General features: G+C 67.9%; 24 protein-coding genes. 16 read left to right on the forward strand and 8 right to left on the reverse strand.

From position 1 onward, the window contains the following. Positions 1–4: 4 nt before the first annotated feature. Positions 5–1,702, reverse strand: a complete 1,698-nt coding sequence (locus ABRP34_RS20420; protein WP_353711576.1) for a PucR family transcriptional regulator — start codon at positions 1,700–1,702, stop codon at positions 5–7. 102 nt (positions 1,703–1,804) lie between these two features. Here ABRP34_RS20420 and ABRP34_RS20425 point away from each other — a divergent pair, with 102 nt between their 5' ends. Beyond that, complete coding sequence (locus tag ABRP34_RS20425) at positions 1,805–3,343, forward strand: amino acid permease (RefSeq protein ID WP_353713423.1); 1,539 nt, start codon at positions 1,805–1,807, stop codon at positions 3,341–3,343. Positions 3,344–3,376: 33 nt separating this feature from the next. Next, positions 3,377–5,113 carry an NAD(P)/FAD-dependent oxidoreductase gene (locus tag ABRP34_RS20430; RefSeq protein WP_353711577.1) on the forward strand — a complete coding sequence of 579 codons (1,737 nt, stop codon included), beginning with the start codon at positions 3,377–3,379 and terminating at the stop codon, positions 5,111–5,113. A gap of 117 nt (positions 5,114–5,230) precedes the next feature. Here the strand turns inward: ABRP34_RS20430 and ABRP34_RS20435 are convergent, their stop codons facing one another. The 3 genes from ABRP34_RS20435 to ABRP34_RS20445 all read right to left on the reverse strand — a co-directional run bounded on the left by ABRP34_RS20435 (position 5,231) and on the right by ABRP34_RS20445 (position 7,644). Next, the gene (locus ABRP34_RS20435) at positions 5,231–5,758 is read right to left on the reverse strand and encodes a gamma carbonic anhydrase family protein (RefSeq protein WP_353711578.1); all 528 of its coding nucleotides are present in this window, start codon (positions 5,756–5,758) and stop codon (positions 5,231–5,233) included. 53 nt (positions 5,759–5,811) lie between these two features. Then, positions 5,812–6,132: a multidrug efflux SMR transporter gene (locus tag ABRP34_RS20440; RefSeq protein ID WP_003798137.1), complete on the reverse strand. Its 321-nt coding sequence runs from the start codon at positions 6,130–6,132 to the stop codon at positions 5,812–5,814. 99 nt (positions 6,133–6,231) lie between these two features. Continuing rightward, positions 6,232–7,644, reverse strand: a complete 1,413-nt coding sequence (locus ABRP34_RS20445; protein ID WP_353711579.1) for a PLP-dependent aminotransferase family protein — start codon at positions 7,642–7,644, stop codon at positions 6,232–6,234. On the opposite strand from ABRP34_RS20445, the gene ABRP34_RS20450 reads away from it, so the two are divergent. Continuing rightward, positions 7,643–8,674 carry a DMT family transporter gene (locus ABRP34_RS20450; RefSeq protein WP_353711580.1) on the forward strand — a complete coding sequence of 344 codons (1,032 nt, stop codon included), beginning with the start codon at positions 7,643–7,645 and terminating at the stop codon, positions 8,672–8,674. The genes ABRP34_RS20445 and ABRP34_RS20450 overlap by 2 nt on opposite strands. Before the next feature lie 24 nt (positions 8,675–8,698). On the opposite strand, the gene ABRP34_RS20455 is transcribed toward ABRP34_RS20450, so the two are convergent. Together ABRP34_RS20455 and purU are read right to left on the reverse strand one after the other, a co-directional pair. Beyond that, entirely contained in the window at positions 8,699–9,058 is a 360-nt protein-coding gene (locus ABRP34_RS20455; protein WP_353711581.1) for a class I SAM-dependent methyltransferase, read from the reverse strand. A gap of 87 nt (positions 9,059–9,145) precedes the next feature. After that, entirely contained in the window at positions 9,146–10,006 is an 861-nt protein-coding gene (purU, locus tag ABRP34_RS20460; protein WP_003798131.1) for a formyltetrahydrofolate deformylase, read from the reverse strand. Positions 10,007–10,308: 302 nt separating this feature from the next. Here purU and glyA point away from each other — a divergent pair, with 302 nt between their 5' ends. From glyA to ABRP34_RS20525, 13 genes are all read left to right on the forward strand, one after another. Further along, positions 10,309–11,613, forward strand: a complete 1,305-nt coding sequence (gene glyA, locus ABRP34_RS20465; RefSeq protein ID WP_353711582.1) for a serine hydroxymethyltransferase — start codon at positions 10,309–10,311, stop codon at positions 11,611–11,613. A 3-nt stretch (positions 11,614–11,616) separates the two neighbouring features. Further along, complete coding sequence (locus ABRP34_RS20470; protein WP_353711583.1) at positions 11,617–12,516, forward strand: bifunctional methylenetetrahydrofolate dehydrogenase/methenyltetrahydrofolate cyclohydrolase; 900 nt, start codon at positions 11,617–11,619, stop codon at positions 12,514–12,516. Positions 12,517–12,656: 140 nt separating this feature from the next. Continuing rightward, entirely contained in the window at positions 12,657–13,832 is a 1,176-nt protein-coding gene (locus ABRP34_RS20475) for a sensor histidine kinase (protein WP_353711584.1), read from the forward strand. Continuing rightward, on the forward strand, positions 13,829–14,494 hold the full coding sequence (locus tag ABRP34_RS20480) for a response regulator transcription factor (RefSeq protein ID WP_353711585.1): 666 nt from the start codon (positions 13,829–13,831) through the stop codon (positions 14,492–14,494). The genes ABRP34_RS20475 and ABRP34_RS20480 overlap by 4 nt, the downstream gene beginning before the upstream one ends. Before the next feature lie 304 nt (positions 14,495–14,798). Beyond that, positions 14,799–15,134, forward strand: a complete 336-nt coding sequence (locus ABRP34_RS20485) for an SHOCT domain-containing protein (protein WP_353711586.1) — start codon at positions 14,799–14,801, stop codon at positions 15,132–15,134. A gap of 188 nt (positions 15,135–15,322) precedes the next feature. Further along, positions 15,323–16,258 (forward strand): ABC transporter ATP-binding protein, encoded by a 936-nt coding sequence (locus tag ABRP34_RS20490; protein ID WP_353713424.1) that lies wholly within the window; start codon positions 15,323–15,325, stop codon positions 16,256–16,258. Next, complete coding sequence (locus tag ABRP34_RS20495; RefSeq protein WP_353711587.1) at positions 16,251–17,099, forward strand: ABC transporter permease; 849 nt, start codon at positions 16,251–16,253, stop codon at positions 17,097–17,099. The genes ABRP34_RS20490 and ABRP34_RS20495 overlap by 8 nt, the downstream gene beginning before the upstream one ends. Beyond that, positions 17,096–17,929: an ABC transporter permease gene (locus ABRP34_RS20500; protein WP_353711588.1), complete on the forward strand. Its 834-nt coding sequence runs from the start codon at positions 17,096–17,098 to the stop codon at positions 17,927–17,929. The genes ABRP34_RS20495 and ABRP34_RS20500 overlap by 4 nt, the downstream gene beginning before the upstream one ends. A gap of 62 nt (positions 17,930–17,991) precedes the next feature. Then, the gene (locus tag ABRP34_RS20505; RefSeq protein WP_353711589.1) at positions 17,992–18,555 is read left to right on the forward strand and encodes a hypothetical protein; all 564 of its coding nucleotides are present in this window, start codon (positions 17,992–17,994) and stop codon (positions 18,553–18,555) included. A gap of 10 nt (positions 18,556–18,565) precedes the next feature. Further along, the gene (locus ABRP34_RS20510) at positions 18,566–19,399 is read left to right on the forward strand and encodes an exodeoxyribonuclease III (protein WP_353711590.1); all 834 of its coding nucleotides are present in this window, start codon (positions 18,566–18,568) and stop codon (positions 19,397–19,399) included. A 121-nt stretch (positions 19,400–19,520) separates the two neighbouring features. Then, entirely contained in the window at positions 19,521–20,507 is a 987-nt protein-coding gene (gene trpS / locus ABRP34_RS20515; protein WP_139023217.1) for a tryptophan--tRNA ligase, read from the forward strand. A gap of 4 nt (positions 20,508–20,511) precedes the next feature. After that, a complete protein-coding gene (locus ABRP34_RS20520) occupies positions 20,512–21,120 on the forward strand; it encodes a 2'-5' RNA ligase family protein (RefSeq protein ID WP_353711591.1) in 609 nt (202 codons plus the stop codon). A gap of 37 nt (positions 21,121–21,157) precedes the next feature. Further along, on the forward strand, positions 21,158–22,222 hold the full coding sequence (locus tag ABRP34_RS20525) for a YihY/virulence factor BrkB family protein (protein WP_353713425.1): 1,065 nt from the start codon (positions 21,158–21,160) through the stop codon (positions 22,220–22,222). On the opposite strand, the gene ABRP34_RS20530 is transcribed toward ABRP34_RS20525, so the two are convergent. Continuing rightward, entirely contained in the window at positions 22,179–22,949 is a 771-nt protein-coding gene (locus ABRP34_RS20530; protein ID WP_003798098.1) for an alpha/beta hydrolase, read from the reverse strand. The genes ABRP34_RS20525 and ABRP34_RS20530 overlap by 44 nt on opposite strands. A gap of 122 nt (positions 22,950–23,071) precedes the next feature. Beyond that, positions 23,072–23,854 (reverse strand): succinate dehydrogenase iron-sulfur subunit, encoded by a 783-nt coding sequence (locus ABRP34_RS20535; RefSeq protein WP_353711592.1) that lies wholly within the window; start codon positions 23,852–23,854, stop codon positions 23,072–23,074.

Consider the following 23,854-nt stretch of genomic DNA (forward strand, 5'->3'; position numbering starts at 1 on the left):
CCAGCTAGGAGTGCGGCAGCTCGTCCACGTACTGCAGCGCAATCCAGAGTTCGGCCCGGACCTGCGCCTGGTTCAGGTCGGTGTCCAACAGCTCGGCCACCGCGTTGATCTGCCGCCGGACGCTGTTGCGGTGCAGGCCCAGCGCCTTGGCGGTGGCATCCCAGTTCCCGTTCTCACCGAGCCATGCCCTCAGGACGGACAGGTGCGCGGTCCGGCGGTCGCTGTCCTGGCTGAGCACCGGTTCCAGCAGCCGGCCAGCCAGCATGGTGCCGGCTTCATGACCCAGCAGCCCGGCGACCGTCCACGTCACTTCACCCACCCTGGCACTCTTGCCGGTTGTCTGGACGCGCTGCCGCAGCGCCGTCACCCGCTGGTTGGCGCTGCTCAGGTCGGTGAGCTCGGTGACGTCCCCGATGACCAGCCGCCACCCCAGCTTCTCGACTTCGCCCAGCAGTGCGTCGTCCACCTTGAGCCTGGTGATGGCGGCGAAGCCGTAGTCGGTGAGCTCCACGAGCTTGGTGTCGAACAGGCGGCGCCACTGCAGCAGCTCCCGCACCGGGCTGTCGCCGGCGCGCCCGGCGGCCTGATCCGGACCGGTGCCCTGCACTGCGCCGATTCCCTGCACTGCCCTGATTCCCTGCACTATGCGCAGCGGACCGGAACGCGTGGACGAAGTGCTCTGGGCCAGCAGGTCGCGGAGTCCGTTGATGTGCCGCGCCCCGCCGGCGGACAGGCTGTCCGGATGCAGCAGCAGCGACGTCGCCAGCTGGCTCGGGGCCAGTGACCCGCTGGTCCGTTGCCGGACCAGGAGCTCCAGAAGTCCGACGGCGGAGGAGACAACGCTGTTCTGCGCCGGGGTCAGCGGCGTGTCGGTGCCCAGCACCAGCGCCCCGAGGTTGGCGTCGCGGGTGCTGCGCAGCGGATGTCCGAACACGAGCCGGGAGCCGGGGCGGTCCAGGGAATCCATCTCCACGCGGGGGCCGCTTCCGCCCAGGAGCCGGCCGAGCAGGGGCTGCAGGGCTGCAGCCTCGACGCCGGAGCCCGCCCGGGCGCGCAGCCGCCCGTCGGCGCCCATCAGCATGGCCCACACCGGAACGCGCTGGGCCAGGGCGGCGAGCAGTTCGTGTTCCGGCCGGGCGGACAGGACGGCGCGCATCAGCTGCCGGTTGGTGTCCGCGAGATGCCTGAACAGTTTCGCGTTGTCCGATTCCAGGAGCCGGGAGAACTCGAGGCCAATCGCGGCGAACGGAACGGTACTCGGCACCTGCACGAGCGTCAGGTTCTGCCGGATGCAGGCTTCCACCACCGCCTCCGGGACAGCACTGAAGTACGGCTCCAGGCCAAAGCCGAGTGCCACGACCCCGGCCTGCACCAGGCGCCGGACATACGCGCCAGCCCCGGCGCCGGCGGAGCTGTCGGCGCCTGCACCGCCATCTGCGGCGCCAACGAAGGGCAACCCCGCCGTGAGGAGGAATTCGCCGTCGAGCAGGTAGGGCGTGGGGTCCTCGAGCTCACTCGGCTCAACCCACCGCAGCAGGCGGGAGCCGTTGCCGCCGTCGTGCAGCATCAGAAGTTCGGAAGGCAGCTTCGCCAGGAGCTGGTCCAGGGTGACACCGCTCTGATGTTCCGCCGCCGAACCGCCCGCCGGAGAAGTGCCGCCAGCCGTCTCAGGCGCACCAGCCTGTTGTGCATTACGTCCCATGCCAGAACACTCTAGGTCATTTTGCACAGCATTGAGAGGTGACTCACACGCCTAGGCTGGAGCGACGGAAAGCCCCCAACTACTCACGAACGGACGTCAATGATGACTGTGCCCACCCAAGCAGGACAGCGGCCTCCGGTGCAGGCCGGCCGCCCCGGGCTGGCAGCCCAGCTGCTCCGCCGCAAGCCGATCGGGCAGATGGTCCAGGAAGCCGAGACCGGCCATGGGGGAACCCGTCTGGTCCGCAGCTTCGGGGTCATGCAGCTGACGATGATCAGCGTGGGCGCCACGCTCGGCACCGGCATCCTCGTGATCCTGGGCGAATCCGTGCCGCTGGCCGGGCCGGCCATCTGGATCTCGTTCGCCATTGCCGGACTGGCCGCGCTGCTTTCCGCCGTGTCCTACGCCGAAATGGCTGGCCTGGTGCCGGCGGCGGGCTCCAGCTACTCCTACACGTACGCCACCATGGGTGAGGGCATGGCCTGGATCTGCGGCTGGTGCCTCGTGCTTGAGTACGCCGTTTCCGTGGCAGCGGTGGCAGTGGGCGCCGGCCAGTACGTCAACGAAGCGCTGGCGGTGTTCGGGCTGGCCCTGCCGGATGCGGTGTCGCAGCCTCCGGGCGACGGCGGCCTGGTCAACATCCCGGCCATGGTGATCGTGGTGCTGGCCATGGTCCTGCTGGTCCGCGGCGCCAAGGAGAGCGCGTGGATCAACACTGCGATCGTGCTGGTCAAGGTGGGCATCCTGGCCTTCTTCTGCGCCGTGGCCTTTACCGCCTTCAACGGCGGCCACTTCGAGCCGCTCCTGCCCATGGGCGCCGCCGGCGTCTCGGCTGCCGCCTCCCGGGTGTTCTTCTCCTACATCGGCTTCGACGCCGCCTCCACGGCAGGTGAGGAGGCCCGCAATCCCAAGCGCGACCTGCCCCGGGCCATCATGCTGTCCATGCTGATAGTGACCACCATCTACGTGCTGGTTGCCGTTGCCGCCATCGGCGCCCGCCCGTGGGGCTGGTTCGACGGCACCGAGGCTGCCCTGGTGAAGATCCTGGAGGAAGTCACCGGCCAGCCGTGGATTGCGCTGGTGTTCGCCGTCGGCGCTGTACTCGCCATTGCCAGCATCGTGCTGACCGTCCTCTACGGACAGACCCGCATCCTTCTTTCCATGTCCCGCGACGGGCTGGTGCCCGGCGTCTTTGGCCGCGTCTCCCACCGAACCGGCACACCCGTTGCCGGAACTCTGATCGTGGGAATCGCCGTCGCCCTCACCGCCGGGCTGGTCCCGCTCGGGGCGCTCGCGGATGCCACCAGCATCGGCACCCTGTTCGCCTTCGCCCTGGTGAACGTGGCCGTCATCTACCTTCGCCGCACTCGGCCGGAGCTCAGGCGGACCTTCCGGGTTCCGCTGTTCCCGCTGACACCGATCCTGGGCGCACTGATGTGCGTCTACCTGATGGCCAACCTGGGTGCCGAAACGTGGGTGACCTTCGGAGTCTGGATGCTCGTGGGACTGGCCGCCTACTTCGGCTACGGCAGGAGGCACTCGCGGGTGGCCGCGCTGGGGCAGGAGGAATACCGTGAGCTATCCGGCCGTGATTTTTCCCCAACTCCCGCACCCGCTGAAGCGACAATCTTTCACCAGTAAGACAACAGACGAGACCACGGAGACACACCTTCCATGACAACCGCCACCGAACTGCCGGCATCCGATCCGTCCAGCACCACCACCGCAGCACCGGGCATCTTGCCCGGGGCCGGATCACCGGGCCAGGCCCCGGTGACCATGCTGAACCCGGACTTCCCGTTCAGTTACGACCACTACCTGTCCCACCCGGACGGCCTTGGTTCGGTCCCGCCGGAACTGCACGGCACCGAAGTCGCCGTGGTGGGCGCCGGGCTGTCCGGGCTGGTGACGGCGTACGAACTGATGCGGCTCGGGCTGCGTCCGGTGCTCTACGAAGCGGACCAGCTCGGCGGGCGCCTGCGCACCGCCAGCTTCCCGTCAGCCCCGGATGTGGTGGCGGACCTGGGCGGCATGCGGTTCCCGGTGTCAGGCAAGGCGTTTTACCACTATGTGGACCTGCTGGGCCTGGAGACGCGGGACTTCCCCAACCCGCTGGCACCGGTGACCTCCAGCACCGTGATTGAACTGGCGGGGCAGAAGCACTACGCCGCCACCTCCGCGGACCTGCCGCCGTTCTTCCGCGAAGTGGCCGATGCCTGGAAGGCGGCCGTGAACGACGGCGCGCAGTTCACCCAGATGCAGGAGGCCATCCGGGCGCGGGACACAACCCGGATCAAGGAGCTGTGGAATGAGCTTCTTCCGGAGCTCGACGAGGAGACTTTCTACGGCTTCATCGCCGGCAGCCAGTCGTTCCGGAGGGCGGGCTTCGCGCACCGCGAGGCGTTCGGCCAGGTCGGCTTCGGCACCGGCGGCTGGGACACCGACTTCCCCAACTCGATCCTGGAAATCCTCCGCGTCGTCTATACCGACGCCGACGACCAGCACCGGCTCATCGCCGGGGGAGCGCAAAGGCTCCCCGAGGCACTCTGGCGCCACGCGCCGTCGGGCATGGCGCACTGGCCGGAGGGGACGTCCCTGGCGTCCCTGCACTCCGGCTCCCCGCGCGGAGCGGTGGAACGGATCAGCCGCGACGCCGACGGCAACCTCCGCATCCGGGAACGCTGGGGGAGGGAAGCCACCTACCCGGCCGTGGTCACCACCTGCCAGTCGTGGCTGCTGTCCACCCGGATCCACACCGAGGAGGCGCTGTTCCCGGCTGAGCTGTGGACGGCGATCGAGCGCTCGCACTACATGCAGTCGTCCAAGACGTTCGTGATGGTGGACCGGCCGTTCTGGAAGGACATCGATCCGGAGACGGGCCGGGAAGTGCTGTCCATGACGCTCACGGACCGGCTTAACCGCGCCACGTACCTGCTGGACAACGGGCCCGACCAGCCGGCCGTGATCCTGCTGTCCTACACCTGGAACGATGACGCCCTGAAGTGGCTGGCACTCGACGCCGACGAACGGGTGGAGCTGATGCTGCACTCCCTCGAGCAGATCTACCCCGGCGTGGACATCGCCAGCCACATCGTGGGCCAGCCCATCACCGTCTCCTGGGAGGCCGACCCCAACTTCATGGGCGCGTTCAAGGCGAACCTGCCCGGCCACTACCGCTACCAGCAGCGGCTGTTCACCCACTTCAAGCAGGACCGGCTGCCGGAAAGCCAGCGCGGGATCTTCCTCGCCGGCGACGACGTCTCCTTCACCGCCGGCTGGGCCGAGGGGGCAGTGACCACGGGGCTGAACGCGGTGTGGGGCGTGCTGAACCACCTCGGCGGCTCATCGGCACCGGGCAACCCCGGCCCCGGCGACCTGCTGGACGAGCTGGGACCGATCAGCCTGGACTAGGTGGGCGGAGCCGGCGACACCGGAATGGTACTGGGACGCGCCAGCGGTCCGGGGACACCCGACTCCGGGTGTCCCCCGACCGTTTTGGCGTCCTGGCACCGGATGCGGGTCCTCGGCTCAGCGGTTGTGCCAGTGGAGTTCGCGGTGCGCCCGGGCGAGCTCGCGGTAGCGCGCCGCGTTCCCCTTCACGCCGTCGAACTCCTCATCGGTGAGTTCGCGGCGGACCTTGGCCGGGACCCCGGCCACGAGCGAGCGGGGCGGGACGACCGTGCCTTCCAGCACGACGGCTCCGGCCGCCACGAGCGATCCGGCGCCGATCACCGCTCCGTTGAGGATGGTGGCGCTCATGCCGATGAGGCAGTCGTCCTCGACGGTGCAGCCATGGACGACGGCGCTGTGCCCGACACTGACGCGCGCCCCGACGCTGCAGGGGAAACCGGGGTCGGCGTGCAGGACCACGTTGTCCTGCAGGTTGCTGCCGGTGCCCACGGTGATGGCGGCGGTGTCCGCACGCACCGAGACGCCGTAGAACGCGCTGGCGTCCTCGGCGAGCGTGGCACGGCCGATGATCGACGCCGTCGGGGCAACGAACACGGAGGGGTGGATGTCCGGCGTGTCGCCGGCGAAGGGATAAATGGGAGCCATGCCCCAAGCCTAGGACAAGCCGGGCCTTGAGTACCGTCTTCCCGGAGCGCCCGTCAGTGTGCTCCGCCGACGTTCAGGACGACGACGCCGGCCACCACCAGTGCGATCCCGAGGACCTTCATGGGGTTCAGTTCCTCGCCGAGGAAGACGGCGCCGATGGCCACGATGGCAACAGTTCCGAGGCCCGACCAGAGGGCATAGGCCACGCCGACCGGCACACTCTTGATCACCTGCGACAGCAGCGCGAAGGCAATTCCGTAGGAGCCCAGGCACCAGACGCTGGGCCAGAGCCGGCTAAATCCTTCTGTCGATTTCAGGAGGCTGGTGCCCAGGACCTCCGCGGCGATCGCCAGCGCCAGATAGACGTAGCCCAAGAAGTATTGTCCTTTCTCATTGCTGGAGCCCTGGCCGGCGTGCTGCCGGCGCTTCGCACCAAGACGACTCCCATCCTAGGTGCGCGCGGAACAGGAGAATTACCCGAGGGCCCGTGAGAGCTGCTCGCCGAGAATCCGGGTGCCTTCGGTGAAGGCGCCCGGGTTGGGGCCCGCGTAGTTGAGCCGGATGAAAGGCCCGGCAGGTTCGGCCGGGAACCACTCCGCTCCGGCAGCAATGATCACGCCGGCGCTTTCGCAGTTCCGGGCGAGCTGTTCGGCGTCGGTCCCGTCCGGAAGACGTGCCCACAGGTTCAGCCCACCCTTGGGGACATTCTCGATGTGGGCCTGGGGCGCGTGCTGAATCAGGCTCGTGAGCAGCAGATCGCGGCGGGACTGGAGCTGGTGCCGGAGGCTCCTCAGATGGGTCTGCCAGGCCGGCTGCGTGACGACGTCGAGTGCAGCGGCCTGGAGCAGGCCGCTGACATACATCGACTCGGCTGCCCGGTCGGCCAGGATGCGTTCGCGCGCCGGGCCGCGGGCGATGACGGCGGCCACGCGGATGGCAGGGGAGACGCTCTTGGTCAGTGAACGGAGGTACACAACGTGGCCCGAATCGTCGCGGGCCGCCACGGGTTGGGGTGTGGTGGTGATGCCGAAGTCGTGTGCCCAGTCGTCCTCGAGGAGGAAGGCGCCGTTCTTGCGCACGACGTCCAGTACCTGTTCGCCGCGCCGGCCGTCCCACTGCGCGCCGGTGGGGTTTGCGTAGTTCGGCTGTGCATAGAACATCCGGGCGCCCGTCTCCTCGAAGGCGCGCGCCAGCTCGGCCGGGTCCGGTCCGCCGGTGCCGCTCGGTACGGGGATGACCCGGACTCCGGCCTGCGCCGCGGCCAGGATGGCTCCCCAGTAGGTCGGGGACTCCATGAGGAGCGGCTGTCCGTAGCCGACGAGCGCCCTGAAGATGGAGCTGAGGCCACTTTGGCTGCCCGGAAGCACGACGACGTCGCTCGGGGTTGGCGGCGTAATGCCGGCCGGGGTGGAGCTTCCCAGCTCATGGGCAAACCAGGATTGCAGCTCGGGAAGCCCTGCCGCCGGGGGACGGGACAACGCTGCCTCGCCGCGGGCCGCCCGCGTGAGCGCCGCGCGCACCAGCCGCTCCGGCAGGAGCTCGCGGTCCGGATAGCCGGAATGGAACGCAATGACGTCGTTCGATGCGGTGCGCATCGCAGCGGAACCTGGCCGAAGCGGTGCCTGCGGTGACCGCAGGGCCGCGGTCTGCCAGCCGTAGTCCGAGGGCCGCGCGGTCCGGACGGCCCGCACGAATGTCCCCACCCCCGGACGGCTCTCGATCACGCCCTCCCTCGTGAGGGCCTGCAATGCCTTTTGGACAGTAACGGGGCTGGCCTGGTGCTCCGCGACGAGCGACCGCGTCGACGGCAGACGCGATCCCGGTGCGGCCGCGGCAACCCATTCCCTCAATCGCGACGCGATCCGGGAGCTGCTATCGTTGTTCATGAGAGACAATAGTAGCGCTACTGTTCCAGTCCGCCCAGTGATACCGTCGCCAACTACGTCAGGCGCCGGCTCGCCACACGGCGCTGCCTCACCTGCCGGAATCTGGTGGGGCCTCCTGGGCGTAGTGGCTTTCTCGTTCACTGTTCCCTTTACCCGCCTCGCCGTGGAGGGGCTGTCGCCGCTGTTCATTGGCTCGGCCCGGGCGGTGCTGGCGGCTGTCCTGGCCGCCGCAGCCCTGTTGCTGACACGCCAGCGCCTGCCGCGCGGTGTGCAGTGGCTTCGTCTGGCGGTGGTCGCCGGCGGCGTCGTCGTCGGCTTCCCGATGCTTACGTCCTTCGCCCTCACCGCCGCGCCGGCCAGCCATGGGGCCGTGGTGATCGCCCTGCTCCCGGCTGCGACTGCAACGATGGCGGTGCTCCGCGGCCGCGAGCGTCCACGGGCAGCATTTTGGATCGCGACAGGAGCGGGCGCCATCGCCGCCGTCGCATTCGCCAGCGCACAGCCGGGGGGCTTCGGCCAACTGCATGGGACGGACCTGCTGTTCTTCGGCGCGGTGCTGGCCGCGGCCGTGGGGTACGCCGAGGGAGGGCTGCTGGCCCGCGAACTCGGCGCGTGGCAGACCATATCCTGGGCACTCGTCCTCGCCTCGCCCCTGATGACGGCGCTAGTGGTTTTCTCCGTGTCGCAGCAGCCGCCCGCGGCCACGCCGGTGCAGTGGGCTGCCTTGGCTTACCTCGGCGTCGTCAGCATGTTTCTGGGCTTCGTTGCCTGGTACCGCGGCCTGGCCATCGGTCCCATGTCCCAAGTGAGCCAGGTCCAGCTCGCGCAGCCGGTGATGAGCATCTGTTGGGCCGCGGTTTTGCTTGGCGAGCAGCTGACGTGGGCGACCATTGTTGGCGGACTTGCCGTCATACTCTGCGCCGGCGCCGCGGTCCGCGTCCGGCTCAACCGGCCGACCGTTGCCCAGCGCAGCCAACTGCCTGTCCAAGCGGACCGAAGACAGCGGACCGGGGATAGCGGCGGGCGCTGAGCGGCCACAGCAGCTCGGCGGCAGTCAGGGAAGGACGACGGCGATCGGCGCACCGGGCTCTGCCACGCGCTCTAGCTCCCGCATGACGTCTTCCGCCTGGTCTGCTGTCAGCCCTTCGAGTGACTGGACCGCCCAGACCGCGGGGAACGTATTCGCGGCGAAAGGCAGGCGCGAGGGCTCCGCCACGGACACACTCAGGCGGCGGGCCATGGCGTACCTGACGTTGCCGTCGAAGGGATCAACGCCCGTGTAGTGGATTCCGGCCTGGACGAACCGGAGGCCGTCGTCGCCCGGGCCGCAGCACACGTCCAGCACGGCGTGCCTGCCTTGGGCCTTGAGCAGGGCGATGAAGGGTTCCAGTGAGGTTTCCGTCAGCAGAGTCATCGTGTTAACCAGTCTTGGTTAAAACCCGCCGCGTGGGAACCGCCGCCGCGGCGCACGGCCCGCGGCGGCGAATTTAGCGGCGGAGCATCAGTTAAAGACGACTGTCCGGTTGCCGTCCAGCAACACGCGGTGTTCGGCGTGCCACTGCACGGCCTGGGCGAGGGTGCGGCCTTCCACGTCCCGGCCCATCTGCACGAACTGCTCCGGCGTGCGCGCGTGGTCCACCCGGATGACTTCCTGTTCGATGATCGGGCCCTCGTCCAGCGCGGCGGTGACGTAGTGCGCGGTGGCGCCGATCAGTTTCACTCCGCGCGCATGGGCCTGGTGGTAGGGCTTGGCGCCCTTGAAGGACGGCAGGAAGGAGTGGTGGATGTTGATGGCCTTGCCGGTCAGCTCAGTGCACAAGTCGTCCGAGATGATCTGCATGTAGCGGGCCAGGACGGTTAGTTCGACGCCCTCTTCGGCGATGATCTTGCGCAGCTGGTCCTCGGCCTGTTCCTTCGTGTCGGCCGTCACCGGGATGTAGTGGAACGGGATGCCGTAGAACTCGGCCAGCCCGGCCAGGTCCCGGTGGTTGGAGACAATAGCGGGAACCTCGATGGGCAGGGTGCCGGAGCGCTGCAGGAACAGGAGGTCGTTCAGGCAGTGGGCGGACTTGCTGGCCATCAGCAGCGTTCGCACTTTCCGGCCTACGGGGTTCAGGTTCCACTGCATGCCGAAGGCCTCGGCCACGGGCTCCAGGGCGGCAACCACCTCGGCCTGGGAGGCGGTGGTGGTGGCCTCCACGCGCATGAAGAAAGTGCCTGTGGACTCGCTGCCGTACTGCTGGGAGTCCGTAATATTGCAGCCGGCCACGAGCAGGGCGCCGGCGACGGCGTGCACAATTCCGGGGCGGTCGGGGCAGGACAGGGTTACTACGTACGATTTGGCGAGCTGGTCTTCATTCACGAAGAACAGCCTACCCGCGCGTCGGCGCCGCTTTTGATAGTGTTGTGGCGTCGCAACTGGCGTTTGGGTGGCTAACCACCAGGGAGCGGCATTCACGAAGACCACGGATCGTACGCCTGGGCCGAGGGTCATGTTTTGCCGGTAGCGCTGCGCTTCTCGAAGAGCAGCCACCCAGTGCGCTGCGGCGCCCTTAATAGTCCCGCGCCCGGAAACCATTCCGGATGGAGTCATCTAAGGGCGGAGCAACGTTCCAGCCGGTAGCCTGACCTTTAGCAGTGCCCGTCCCTAGCCAGGAGTTCTTCGTGACCACTTCACCGACTTCCGTTAGCACTTCCTCCGTCAGCAACCAGCCGCTGGCTGAACTCGATCCCGAGATCGCCGCAGTCCTGGACCAGGAACTCGGCCGCCAGCGCGGCACCCTGGAAATGATCGCCTCCGAAAACTTCGCGCCCCGCGCGGTCATGGAAGCCCAGGGCTCCGTTCTGACCAACAAGTACGCCGAGGGCTACCCGGGCCGCCGCTACTACGGTGGCTGCGAGTACGTGGACGTCGCCGAGCAGCTGGCGATCGACCGCGTCAAGGCCCTGTTCGGTGCCGAGTATGCCAACGTCCAGCCGCACTCCGGCGCGCAGGCCAACGCTGCCGCGCTCCACGCCATGATCACCCCGGGGGACAAGATCCTGGGCCTCTCCCTGGCACACGGCGGTCACCTCACGCACGGCATGAAGCTGAACTTCTCCGGGAAGCTCTACGAAGTTGCCGCCTACCAGGTGGAGCAAGACAACTTCCGGATCGATATGGACAAGCTGCGCGAGCAGGCCATCGCCGAAAAGCCCCAGGTCATCATCGCCGGCTGGTCCGCATACCCGCGCCACCTCGACTTCGCCGCGTTCCGTTCGATCGCCGACGAGGTCGGCGCCCTGCTCTGGACCGACATGGCGCACTTCGCCGGCCTCGTCGCCGCCGGACTGCACCCGAGCCCGGTCCCGCACTCCGACGTCGTCACCTCCACCGTGCACAAGACGCTGTCCGGGCCGCGCTCCGGCGTCATCCTGGCGAAGCAGGAATGGGCCAAGAAGCTCAACTCCGCCGTCTTCCCCGGCCAGCAGGGCGGACCCCTCATGCACGTCATCGCCGCCAAGGCCGTGGCCTTCAAGATCGCCGGCACCGCCGAATTCAAGGAGCGCCAGGAACGCGTCCTGGAAGGCGCCAAGATCATCGCCGACCGCCTCAACCAGTCCGATGTTGCCGAGGCCGGCGTCTCCGTCCTCACCGGCGGCACCGACGTTCACCTGGTGCTGGTGGACCTGCGCAACTCGCAGCTGGACGGCCAGCAGGCCGAGGACCTCCTGCACTCCGTGGGCATCACCGTCAACCGCAACGCCGTGCCGTTCGACCCGCGCCCGCCGATGGTCACCTCCGGCCTGCGCATCGGCACCCCGGCCCTGGCCACCCGCGGCTTCGGTGCCACGGAGTTCACCGAGGTTGCCGAGATCATCGCCACGGCGCTGAAGGCCGGCTCCGCCACCGACATCGAGGCCCTGCAGTCCCGCGTGGACAAGCTCGCTGCCGACTTCCCGCTGTACCCGCAGCACGAGCAGTGGTGATCCGTGACTGAAACCGCAAAAACCGCGCAGATCCTTGACGGCAAGGCTACCGCCGCTGCCATCAAGGCCGAGCTGACCGAACGCGTGGCCGCACTCAAGGCCAAGGGCGTCACTCCGGGACTGGGCACCATTCTGGTGGGGTCTGACCCCGGCAGCACCTGGTACGTGGGCGGCAAGCACAAGGACTGCGCCGAGGTGGGCATCAACTCCATCCGCCGCGACCTGCCCGAGGAAACCACCCAGGACGAGCTCCTGGCCGTGGTCCGTGAGCTGAACGACAACCCGGAGTGCACGGGCTACATCGTCCAGCTGCCGCTGCCCAAGCACATCGACCAGGACGTCATCCTGGAGGCCATGGATCCGGACAAGGACGCCGACGGCCTGCACCCGATGAACCTGGGCCGCCTCGTGGCCAACATCAGCGGCCCCATGAAGTCCCCGCTGCCCTGCACCCCCAAGGGCTGCGTGGAACTGCTTAGCCGCCACGGCATTGACCTGAAGGGCAAGCGCGTCCTCGTGGTCGGGCGCGGCGTCACCATCGGCCGCCCGGTGGGACTGCTGCTGACCCGCAAGGACGTCAACGCCACCGTCGTTCTGGCGCACACCGGCACCGCCGACCTGCCCGCCGAACTCCGGCAGGCCGACGTCGTGATCGCCGCGGCCGGCGTGCCGCACCTGGTCAAGGCGGGGGACCTGAAGCCCGGCGCCATCGTGCTCGACGTCGGCGTGAGCCGTGTTGACGACGGCACCGGCAAGGCGGTGGTCACCGGTGACGTCCACCCCGACGCCGCCGACGTCGCCGCCTGGCTGTCCCCGAACCCGGGCGGCGTGGGTCCGATGACCCGCGCCATGCTCCTGGCCAACGTGGTGGAAACCGCGGAACGCCAGGCAGGCCTCCGCTAGGATCCGACAGGCTGGGCCCACGCCGGCAGGGTTCCCTGGCCGAGGTTAGGGTGCCGGTGGGGCGTCTACTCCGACGGGAGTAGGCGCCCTACGCCGTTAAGCCGACGACGGGCGGGGCCTCCCCGGCTAGGCTCGGACCTATGCAGCGCCGTTTCCGGGGACCGCCCACAGCAGCCATCGTGGTTGCCGTGGCCGTCTTCGAGGTGGTGGGCACCGTGTTCGCCTCCGCCCGGCAGCCGGACCACCGGCCGCTGGATGCCATCGCGTTCGTGCTGCTGCTGGCGGGGCCGGCCTCCCTGTCGCTGCGGCGCCGTGCCCCGCTCGTGATGCTTCCGGCCGCGGCGGCGTCCGTCGTGGCGTACCTGGCCCTTGGCTATGCGTGGGGTCCGGTGTTCCTGTCGCTGGCGCTGGCGATCGTGCTGTCCGCCGCTGCCGGCAAGCGCTGGCAGACCTGGGCCGTGGCCGCCGCCTGCGCAGCCGTCCTGGTGGCCGGCGCGGCGGGCAGTGGCGACGAGTTCGCCCTGGTCCGGGCGTTCGCCGGCACCTCGTGGCTGGCCATCCTGGTGCTGATGGGCGAGGGCGTTCGGCTGCGCACCGAACGGGTGGCGGAACGCCGCCGCCAGCACGAGGCCCGCGAGCAGGCTGCCCGTGACGAGTACCGGTTGGCCCTCGCCCGGGACATCCACGACGTCGTGGCCCACTCCCTGTCGCTGATCAACGTCCGTGCCTCGGTGGCGCTGCATCTGGGGGAGAAGGACCCCGCCCAGTTCCGCCCCGCGCTGGAAGCCATCAAGGCGGCGAGCAAGGATTCGCTGGCCGAGGTCCGCCAGCTCCTGGGCGTGCTCCGCGAGGACGCCCCGCTGAGTCCGGCACCGCCGCCGCGGCTGGACCGGATCCCGGGGCTCGCCGACGACGCCCGCCGCGCCGGGCTCGAGGTCAGCCTGACCCAGCCGGAGGCGGCCGCTGTGCATCAGCTTCCGGACGCCGTGCAGGAAGCGGCGTACCGGATCGTCCAGGAGGCGCTCACCAACGTGGTGCGGCATTCCGGCGCCCGGAAGGCCGCCGTCGTTCTCGCTTTGGAGGGCACGACGCCGGCGGCGGACGCCGGAAGGCAGCTCACCGTGACCATTGACGACGACGGCGCCGGGGCCGCCGGGGTGCCGGAAGGCAACGGAGTGACGGGGATGCGGGAGAGGGCGGCCGCCGCGGGCGGTTCGCTGCACCTGTCGCCTCTACGTCCCGGCTGGCGGGTCCGGGCCGTGATTCCGCCGGCCGCACCGCCGGCCATGCCCGGACCGGAACGGGAGGCGCGGTGATCAGCATCCTGCTGGCCGATGACCAGACCCTCATCCGCGCCGGCTTTCGCGCCCTCCTGAACGCCGAACCGGACATGGAGGTGGTGGCCGAGTGTGGCACCGGCCGCGACGCCGTCCGCCTCGCCGCACGCGAACGTCCGGATGTGGTGCTGATGGACATCCGGATGCCCGAGACGGACGGGCTGGAGGCCACCCGGAAAATCATGGCGGACCAGAACCTGACAGGCACCCGCGTCATCATCCTCACCACCTTCGAACTGGACGAATACATCGCGGAGGCGGTGCGGGCGGGCGCAGCAGGGTTCCTGGTGAAGGACACCGAGCCCGAGGAGCTGCTCCGCGCCGTCCGCGTGGTCCACGACGGCGACGCCCTGCTCTCGCCGTCCGTCACCCGGCGCATCATGGCCCAGCTGGCGCTGCAGTCCCGGGCGACGGCGGCCCCGGTTCTGCTGGAGAACATCACCGAACGTGAACGCGAGGTCCTGCGGCTGGTGGGCGAGGGGCTGAACAACGCGGAGATCGCGGAACGCCTGGTGATCACGCCCCTCACGGCCAAGACCCACGTATCACGCATCATGACCAAGCTGCTGGTCCGCGACCGGGCACAGCTGGTGGTGCTGGCCTACGAATCGGGGCTCGTGCGGCCCGGCTGGGCGGGTTAGGGCAGCACCAAACGATGCTCTCTCACTTCCTGCGGGTTTCCGGGTGCGGCCGTATGGATTTGTGAGACAGCTTGATGGGAGCCTCGCATTCAGATGACCGCGCGAAGGAAGACATACGGTGCCGGTTTCCGTGAGGAATCGGTTCTGAGAGAGGGTCCCCTCGAAGGCGGCAGGGGCAGGACTCCCTGCGGAGTACGCGGGGCACCCAAGGTGACTCCCGCCGTCGGACGACCCGCCGCCGTCGGACGACAAGACTCGAAGCAGAGCCGAAAGACGGCCCTTACCGAGATTCTGGGAGCATGACATGACTTCATCCCTAGCCGCCACTTTCGCGGTCCAGTCCGCGCAGCTGCTGGCCGATCCCGTCGCCCACGGTCCCTGGGGCACCGGCCCGTGGGGCACCGGATTCTCGCCATGGTTCCTGCTGTTCCCGCTGTTCTGGATCCTGGTGATCGGACTGTTCATCTTCTTCGCCCGGCGCACCTGGCGCAGGAACCACGAGTGGGCCACGGCCCGCGGCGGTGAAAGTGTCCTGCGGGAGCGCTACGCACGCGGCGAAATTGACGAGACCGAGTACCGCCAGCGCCTGGAGGTCCTCGGCGGCGACTCAAGCGGGGACTCCCGGGGGAACCGCAGGTAACACCTACCGCAACGCGGGGTCAGATGACCCCGCGTTGGGTCCGGGTTTTTTGAGATTTAGCTATTCCTTTGGCCCGTGCCGCGTACTAGCGTAATGGGGTGCCCGAACTCCATTCCGCCGAAGGAACGTCCAAGAAGCCTGTACCCGCCAACGAGACAGGGCCCACCAACCAGACAGAACCCGGCGCCGTGCCCGCCGCGCCGCGGTACGTGATTACCGCAGAGAGCCTGACCAAGACGTACGGCGACGTCACCGCCGTCGACGGCATTTCCTTCAGCGTCCCGGCGGGGGAGTCCTTCGGGCTGCTCGGCCCCAACGGCGCGGGGAAGTCCACCACCATGAAAATGATCGGCGGGGTGTCCCAGCGGACCTCCGGGAACCTGACCATCATGGGGCTGGACCCCGAGCAGAACGGTCCCGAGGTGCGCGCACACCTGGGTGTGGTGCCGCAGCAGGACAACCTGGACGAGGAACTCAAGGTCCGGGACAACCTGCTGGTCTACGGACGCTACTTCGGCCTGCCCATGAGCTACCTCAAACCCAAGGCCGACGAGCTGCTGGAGTTCGCGCAGCTGACGGATAAAGCCAAGTCCAAGGTGGATGCCCTGTCCGGCGGCATGAAGCGCCGCCTCACGATCGCGCGCTCACTCATCAACGAGCCCCGCATCCTGCTGCTCGACGAGCCCACCACGGGCCTGGACCCGCAGGCACGGCACATTCTCTGGGACCGGCTGTTCCGGCTGAAGGAGCAGGGCGTCACGCTCATCCTCACCACGCACTACATGGATGAGGCGGAGCAGCTCTGCGACCGGCTGATCGTGGTGGACAAGGGCCGGATCATGGCGGAAGGCTCACCGGCCGCGCTCATCCGGGACTACTCCACCCGCGAGGTCCTGGAGCTGAGGTTCGGGTCGGAGCGCAACGCCAGTATCGGTGCCGAGCTCGGGGGCATCGGCGAACGCCTGGAAACACTCCCGGACCGCGTGCTGATCTATACCCACGACGGCGAGGCGGCACTGGAGGAAGTCTCCGCGCGCGGGCTGCGGCCGCTGACCTCGCTGGTGCGCAGGTCCTCGCTGGAGGACGTGTTCCTCCGGCTCACCGGCAGGAGCCTCGTTGACTGAGCTGCCGACGGCGGGACGCACCCTGCGCGCCCACCCACCCGGGGTGTCGGCCGCCAAGGCGCGGCGCTGGGGCGCCTTCTACTACGCCGAGCAGGTCCTGCGCGTCATGAAGGGGTACGGCTGGTCCATCTTCCTGTACAGCGTGGGCCAGCCCGCAGCGTACCTGTTCGCGATGGGCGTCGGCCTGGCCACGCTGGTGGACACCAACACCGTCTCCGCGTTCGGCGGGGTGAGCTACATCGCCTTCATCGCCCCGGCGTTGCTGGTGTCCGCCGCGGTCATGACCGCAGCCAACGAGTTCACGTTCCCGGTCATGGACGGCTTCAAATGGCGCAGGGTCTACTACGGTCCGCACGCCTCCCCGCTGACCCCTGAGCAGATCGCTGCCGGGCAGATCATCGCGGTGACACTGCGGTTCCTGCTGCAGTCCGTCATCTACTTCGTCATTGTGGCCATGTTCGGCGCGTCACCCAGTGGCTGGGGATGGGGCTCCGTGCTGGTGGCAACCCTGGCCGGGCTCTCGTTCGGCCTGCCGCTCATGGCGTACGCGGCATCCATCAAGGAGGACAAGGGCCAGTTCGCCATGGTGATGCGGTTCATCGTCATGCCGCTGTTCCTGTTCTCCGGCACGTTTTTCCCGCTGGACACGCTGCCCGTCCTGGTCCGCTGGATCGGCTGGATCTCGCCCATCTGGCACGGCACGGAACTGGGCCGGGTGATGACCTTCGGCTACGAGGAATCCCCGGTGCTGACCATCATCCATGTCGTGTTCCTGCTGGCACTGGCCTGGTTCGGCTGGGTCCTCACCAAGCGCCAATTCGTCAGGAGGATGGGACAGTGACAGTCCTGACCCAGGGCCACGCCGTCACGGAGGAAGCCCGGAACCGGCGCTTCGGCCCGCTGTACTCGCGCAACGCCCGTGCGGTGATCGGGCGCGGGCTGATGGCCACCAAGAGCAGCAACTGGCTGGTCATGCTGTCCGGGTTCTTCGAGCCGGTGCTGTTCCTGATCTCGATGGGCGTCGGGATGGGCGCCGTCGTTGGCTCCGTCACCGGGCCGGGCGGCCAGGAGATCAACTACGCGGCGTACATCGCACCGGCGCTCCTGGCGGTTTCGGCCATGAACGGGGCGGTGTACGACTCCACCTGGAACGTCTTCTTCAAGATGAACTTCGCCAGGCTCTACCAGGGGATGCTGTACACGTCGCTCGGCCCGCTGGACGTGGCCATCGGCGAGATCTTCCTGGCGCTGCTGCGCGGCCTGCTGTACGCCACCGGGTTCACGGCGGTCATGGGGCTGATGGGCCTGATCACCACCCCGTGGGCACTGCTGATGATTCCGGCCTCGGTGCTGATCGCCTTCGGGTTCGCCAGCTTCGGCATGGGCATCACCAGCTTCATGAAGACCTTCCAGCAGATGGACTGGGTGAACTTCATCATGCTGCCGATGTTCCTCTTCAGCGCCACCTTCTATCCGCTGAGCGTCTACCCCGAGTACATCCAGTGGCTGATCCAGGCCATGCCGCTGTGGCACGGCGTGGAACTGCTGCGGCAGATCAGCGCTGCCGCCTTCACCCCGGCCACGGCCATCCACATCGGCTACTACCTGGTGATGATCGTCCTGGGCCTCATGCTCACCACCGGGAGGCTGCGGAGCCTGTTCCTGAAGTAGGCAGGTGTTCGCCGCCGGTGGAAGCGTCCTGGGGCGCTCCGGGGATTTGAGAGAATAGCTTCATGCAATCTCTGGGCAGCTCCAAGTCGTCATCCACCCCCGGCCGGGGCGGATTCTCCATGTTCCGCATCAGCGGTCCGGGCCTGCTGGTCCTGATCACCGCCTTCCTGGTGGCCGTGATCTTCGCCGCCAACCAGAACGACGTCGTCGGCTGGGTTGTTGCCGTCATCGCACTGTTCTGGCTGGCGCTCGCCTCCTTCGTGGTCTTCAGCATCCAGCGGGCGGCCAAGAAGGCCGGAGCCAAGATCAACGAGGCGCACAACGCGTTCAACGCCGCCACCGGCCGCGCGCCCTCCACCGTCTCGGCCGACCACGGCGGTACCCGCCTGGTCCGTGAACGCGGCGAGGCGGAGGAGATCCGGGACATGAAGCTGGACCACTCCTTCAAGATCGTGCAGGTGCAGGTGCGCGTGGTGGAGCAGGAGCGCGCCAAGGGCGCAGCCGCGGACCAGGACACGATCCACCGTGCCCTCGAGACCATCGAAATCACCGCCACCAACGCCCGTGACATGATCAAGTCGTCCGGCGGCTCCGGCGAGCCCGTGACCGGAACCATCATCGACTAGAGTGGAACGGGTGAGCTCGGCATTGAAGAAGGACCACCTTCGCATCGCAACAGTCAACGTCAACGGCCTCCGCGCTGCCTACAAAAAGGGCATGGCCGAATGGCTGGCGACCCGCGAAGTGGACATCCTGACACTGCAGGAAGTCCGGGCCCCTGACGCCGTCGTGCGCCAGCTCATCGGCGAAGGCTGGCACATCCTGCACGCCGAAGCCGAGGCCAAGGGCCGCGCCGGCGTGGCCATCGCCTCCCGCGAGGAGCCCCTCGTCACCCGTGACCACATCGGCGATGACTACTTCGCCACGGCCGGCCGCTGGGTGGAGGCGGACTTCCGGGTCCGCGACGCCGAAGGCAACGCCTCCCAGCTGACCGTCGTGAGCGCCTACGTGCACTCCGGCGAGGCCGGCACCCCCAAACAGGAGGACAAATACCGCTTCCTGGATGTCATGAGCACGCGTCTGCCCGAGCTCACCAAGCACAGCGACCACGCCCTGGTCACCGGTGACCTGAACGTCGGCCACACCGAGCTGGACATCAAGAACTGGAAGGGCAACGTCAAGCGTGCCGGCTTCCTGCCGGAGGAGCGCGCCTACTTTGACCGCTTCTTCGGTGAGGAGATCGGCTGGAAGGATGTTCACAGGGGCCTGGCGGGCAACGTCAACGGCCCCTACACCTGGTGGTCGCAGCGCGGCCAGGCCTTCGACAACGACACTGGCTGGCGCATCGACTACCACCTGGCCACCCCCGCCCTCGCGGCCGCAGCAGTTTCGGCCGTCGTGGACCGGGCGCCCTCGTGGGACACCCGCTTCTCTGACCATGCCCCGCTGGTAGTGGACTACCGGCTCTAGTTCCTAAGGCTCCTGACGAATGACCTCCACCCCTACCGTGACCGACGCCGCAGCCGCGCAGCCCGAAGCAGCCAACGGCACCCCGCCAGAGGCCGGAATCCGGCACCGCATCCTCTCCGGCATGCAGCCTTCCGCCGACTCCCTGCACCTTGGCAACTACCTCGGCGCCCTGGTGAACTGGGTGCGGATGCAGGATGAGTACGACGCCATCTTCTTCATCCCGGACCTGCACGCGATCACCGTTCCCCAGGATCCCGCGGAGCTGGCCCGGCGGACGCGCGTCACGGCCGCGCAGTACATCGCCGGTGGCGTGGATGTGGACAAGTGCACCCTGTTCGTCCAGTCCCAGGTGCCCGAACACGCCCAGTTGGCCTGGGTCCTGAACTGCATCACGGGCTTCGGCGAAGCGTCCCGTATGACCCAGTTCAAGGACAAGGCGCTCCGGCAGGGCTCCGAGTACGCCAGTGTGGGGTTGTTCACCTATCCCATCCTGCAGGCCGCGGACATCCTGCTCTACCAGCCGCACGGCGTGCCGGTGGGGGAGGACCAGCGCCAGCACGTGGAACTCAGCCGCGACCTCGCCGCCCGGTTCAACACCCGGTTCGGCAACACCTTCACCGTTCCCGAGCCCTTCATCCAGAAGGAATCGGCCAAGATCTATGACCTGCAGCTGCCCACCGCCAAGATGTCCAAGTCCGCAGAGTCGCCCAACGGCCTGATCAACCTGCTCGATGACCCCAAGGTCATCGCCAAACGGATCAAGTCCGCCGTGACCGACGCGGAGACCGACATCCGGTTCGACCGGGAAACCAAGCCCGGCGTGTCGAACCTGCTGACCATCTACTCGGCCATCACCGGGCAGACCGTCGACCAGCTGGTGGCCGCCTACGAAGGCAAGATGTACGGCCACCTGAAGGTGGATCTGGCCGAGGTGGTGACCGAGCGGCTGACCCCCATCCGTGACCGCGCCAACGAACTCCTGGCGGACCCGGCCGAACTTGACCGGCTGCTTGCCCTGGGTGCCGACAAGGCCCGTGCGATCGCCTCTGCCACCCTCGCAGACGTCTATGCCAAGACCGGCTTCCTGCCATATGCCGGAGCCCGCTAGCAAGATGCCGGCCCCCAAGCCCGCCAACAGCGGAGTCAGCAACGGAATGAGCCTCGGCGTCATTCTGGCCTTCCCGCCTGAAATTGCCGAGGAACTGCAGCGGTGGCGGGCGTCCTTCGGGGATCCCATGGCCACCGTGATCCCGGCCCACATCACGCTCGTCACCACCACGCCCACGCACGACTGGGAAGCGGCCCGGGAGCACGTGCGGGAGGTGGCCCGGACGCAGGCCCCGTTCATGGTGACCATCTGCGGAACGGGGTCCTTCCGGCCCGTCTCCCCGGTGGTTTTCATCAAAGTCGAGGAGGGCTTCCAGGAGTGTGTTGACCTCCACGAAAAGCTCCAGACCGGACCGCTCGAACGTGAGCTGCCCTTTGCCTACCATCCCCATGTGACCATTGCCCACGACGTCGCCCCGGAGAGCCTCGATGAGGCGGAAACGGTGCTGAAAGACTACAGGGCCACCTTCCCGGTGGTTAGCATGGGACTCTACGAGCACGACACCGGCGGTATTTGGCAGCTACGGGAAGAGTTTGACTTTGGTACCGAACCAGACGACGAACGGGACGCCCTCCGAGCAACAAACACCGACGGAGCCACCGCTCCCCACTGAGCGTGCCCAACTGAAGCTGGAGGTCATCCGCAAACAGGTGGAGTGGGGCAAAGCCCGGAGGTCCGGCCAGGGGACTTTCCCCCGGCTCATGGCCCTGGTCCAGTTCCTGCAGGCCCGGCTGAACGCCTTCCGCCCCATGCGGGCCTGGCAGCACTACACGCGGCAGCACGGCCCGCTGATGAGTGCCGGCACCGGCTTCAACATGTTCTTCTCCATTACCGGCCTGCTGGCCACCGGGTTCTCCATCGCAGGGCTGGCGCTGCGCGGCCAGCCGGCGCTCCTGGACCGGATTACCGCCAGCGTGGCCGAGAGCGCCCCAGGGCTGCTGAAGGTCAAGGGCAGTGACGGGCTGGTGGACCCCAGGGATCTCCTGAACCCCGACGGTCTTGGCTGGACGGCAGTGATCGCCGCCGTCGTTACCGTCATTACGTCCCTGGGCTGGATCGCCGGACTCCGGGAGGGGCTCCGCGGAGTGATGATGCTGGGCCCGCGCAAGCTCAACCCCGTGGTCCTCAAACTGCACGACGCCGGAACGCTGCTGCTGCTCGGCGTCGCCCTGGTCATCAGCTCGGGTGCGTCCCTCGTGTTCGGTACCGCGGCGGGCTGGGCGATGGAGCAGCTCCGGCTGGACCCGGCCGTGGCGGGGCCGGTGGCGGCGCTGATCAAGATCGCCGTACCGCTGCTCCTGAACTGGATCACCGCGCTCATCATGTTCCGCCTGGCCGGCGGCCTGAAGCTCTCCCGGCAGGCGCTGCTGGAAGGAACCATCCTCGCCGGCGTCGGCACCACGGTCCTGCAGGTCTTCAGCACCGAACTGCTCGCCGGGGCCGGACGCAACCCCATCCTGGCACCGTTTGCCATCATCATCGGCCTGCTGATCTGGTTCAACCTGGTCAGCCAGGTCTACCTGGTTTCCGCGTCCTGGTCGGCCATCCGCGAGGAGGACCTGAAGGCCTCTCCGGCAGCCAAAACCACCGGCTGGGGGTCACGGCAGGTGCAGCCCGGAAAGACACCGGTGGAGCGGCACCACCCGGCCGAGCACCCGCGCCCCGTGGGCGTCAGTGTCCGGCGTCGAGGTACTGGTCGGCCCACGCCGCGATAATCTTCGCCGCCCGCGCGGCTTGCCCCTTGCCGGTCAGCAGGTGGTCGCTGCCCTCCAGCGAGACGAAGTTCCGCGGGTGCCGGGCGGTCTGGAAGATCGTGCTGGCGTTCTCGATGCCCACGGTGTTGTCCGTGGGGGAGTGCAGGACCATCAGGGGCTTGTGCAGCCGCCGGATGCAGTCCGTGAGGTCGGCGTTCTCGAGATCCTCCACGAAGTGCCTGCGGATCTCTACGCGCTTGCCGCCCAGATCCACCTCGGCGCTGCCTTCGCTGAGGATCTTGTCGAGCGCCGCATCGAAGACGTGGGCGACGTGTTTGGGGGAGAAGGGCGCCCCGACCGTGGCGACCGCATCGAGTTCCGGGATTTCAGACGCGGCCGCGAGTACGGCGGCGCCGCCGAAGGAATGCCCCACCAGAAGGGAGATGCCCCGGCCCTCGGCCCGCATGTACTCCGCCGCGCGGACGGTGTCCGCCACCTTGTGGCTGAAGGACCCTGCGGACCATTGCCCTGCGGAGCCGCCGAGGCCAACGTTGTCGAAGCGCAGCATGCCGATCCCGTTGTCGGCCAGGGCCTTGCACATCCGGGACGCCGCGGGGCTGTCCTTGCCCAGCGTGAAGCCGTGCGAAAAGACGCCCCAGCCCTTCACCGGACCGTCCGGCACGTCGAGGATCCCGGACAGCAGTTCACCGGTGGTGCCTTCGAACGAGACTTTTTCGGAGCGGGACACGGCGTCCCCTTTCGTGTGATGCGAATGGCTTTGTTGGGAAAACGACGACGGCGCCGCCCACCGTACGTTTCCCGTACAAGGTGAGCGACGCCGTCGTCCGTTACGTCCGCTGGTAAACGGTGTTAGATCTTGCGGGCCAGAATGGCCTGCTTGACCTCTGCGATGGCCTGCGTGACCTGGATGCCGCGGGGGCAGGCCTCGGAGCAGTTGAAGGTGGTGCGGCAGCGCCACACGCCTTCCTTGTCGTTGAGGATCTCCAGACGCATGTCGCCGGCATCGTCACGGGAGTCGAAGATGAACCGGTGGGCGTTCACGATCGCTGCCGGGCCGAAGTACTGGCCATCGGTCCAGAACACCGGGCAGGAGGAGGTGCACGCCGCGCACAGGATGCACTTGGTGGTGTCGTCGAAGCGCTCACGGTCCTCGGCGGACTGCAGGCGTTCCTTGGTGGGCTCGTGGCCCTTGTTGATGAGGAACGGCATGACCTCGCGGAAGGACTGGAAGAACGGCTCCATGTCCACGATCAGGTCCTTCTCCACCGGCAGGCCCTTGATGGGCTCAACGGTGATGGGCTTGGACGTGTCCAGGTCCTTCAGCAGGGTCTTGCAGGCGAGGCGGTTGCGGCCGTTGATGCGCATGGCATCGGAACCGCAGACGCCGTGGGCGCAGGACCGGCGGAAGGAGACGCTGCCGTCCAAGTCCCACTTGACCTTGTGCAGGGCGTCCAGAACGCGGTCGGTGCCGTACATGGTCAGCTTGAAGTCGTCCCAGTGGGCTTCGGCGGAAACCTCGGGGTCGTAGCGGCGCACGCGCAGGGTGATGTCGAACGTCGGGATTTCCCCGCCGCCGCCAACACCGGCGGGAAGTTCGATCTTGGAGGCTGGCTCAGCAAGTTCAGCGGACAT

Source organism: Arthrobacter sp. K5 (assembly GCF_040448525.1).
GTDB classification, from domain to species: domain Bacteria; phylum Actinomycetota; class Actinomycetes; order Actinomycetales; family Micrococcaceae; genus Arthrobacter; species Arthrobacter globiformis.

Coding starts and splice junctions, on each gene's coding strand:
- ABRP34_RS20435 (WP_353711578.1), bottom strand. CDS start 5,758: ATGGCTCCCATTTATCCCTTCGCCGGCGACACGCCGGACATCCACCCC.
- ABRP34_RS20475 (WP_353711584.1), top strand. CDS start 12,657: ATGCAGCGCCGTTTCCGGGGACCGCCCACAGCAGCCATCGTGGTTGCC.
- ABRP34_RS20450 (WP_353711580.1), top strand. CDS start 7,643: ATGAGAGACAATAGTAGCGCTACTGTTCCAGTCCGCCCAGTGATACCG.
- ABRP34_RS20535 (WP_353711592.1), bottom strand. CDS start 23,854: ATGTCCGCTGAACTTGCTGAGCCAGCCTCCAAGATCGAACTTCCCGCC.
- ABRP34_RS20455 (WP_353711581.1), bottom strand. CDS start 9,058: ATGACTCTGCTGACGGAAACCTCACTGGAACCCTTCATCGCCCTGCTC.
- ABRP34_RS20425 (WP_353713423.1), top strand. CDS start 1,805: ATGACTGTGCCCACCCAAGCAGGACAGCGGCCTCCGGTGCAGGCCGGC.
- ABRP34_RS20420 (WP_353711576.1), bottom strand. CDS start 1,702: ATGGGACGTAATGCACAACAGGCTGGTGCGCCTGAGACGGCTGGCGGC.
- ABRP34_RS20520 (WP_353711591.1), top strand. CDS start 20,512: ATGCCGGCCCCCAAGCCCGCCAACAGCGGAGTCAGCAACGGAATGAGC.
- trpS (WP_139023217.1), top strand. CDS start 19,521: ATGCAGCCTTCCGCCGACTCCCTGCACCTTGGCAACTACCTCGGCGCC.
- ABRP34_RS20445 (WP_353711579.1), bottom strand. CDS start 7,644: ATGAACAACGATAGCAGCTCCCGGATCGCGTCGCGATTGAGGGAATGG.
- ABRP34_RS20430 (WP_353711577.1), top strand. CDS start 3,377: ATGACAACCGCCACCGAACTGCCGGCATCCGATCCGTCCAGCACCACC.
- ABRP34_RS20485 (WP_353711586.1), top strand. CDS start 14,799: ATGACTTCATCCCTAGCCGCCACTTTCGCGGTCCAGTCCGCGCAGCTG.
- ABRP34_RS20505 (WP_353711589.1), top strand. CDS start 17,992: ATGCAATCTCTGGGCAGCTCCAAGTCGTCATCCACCCCCGGCCGGGGC.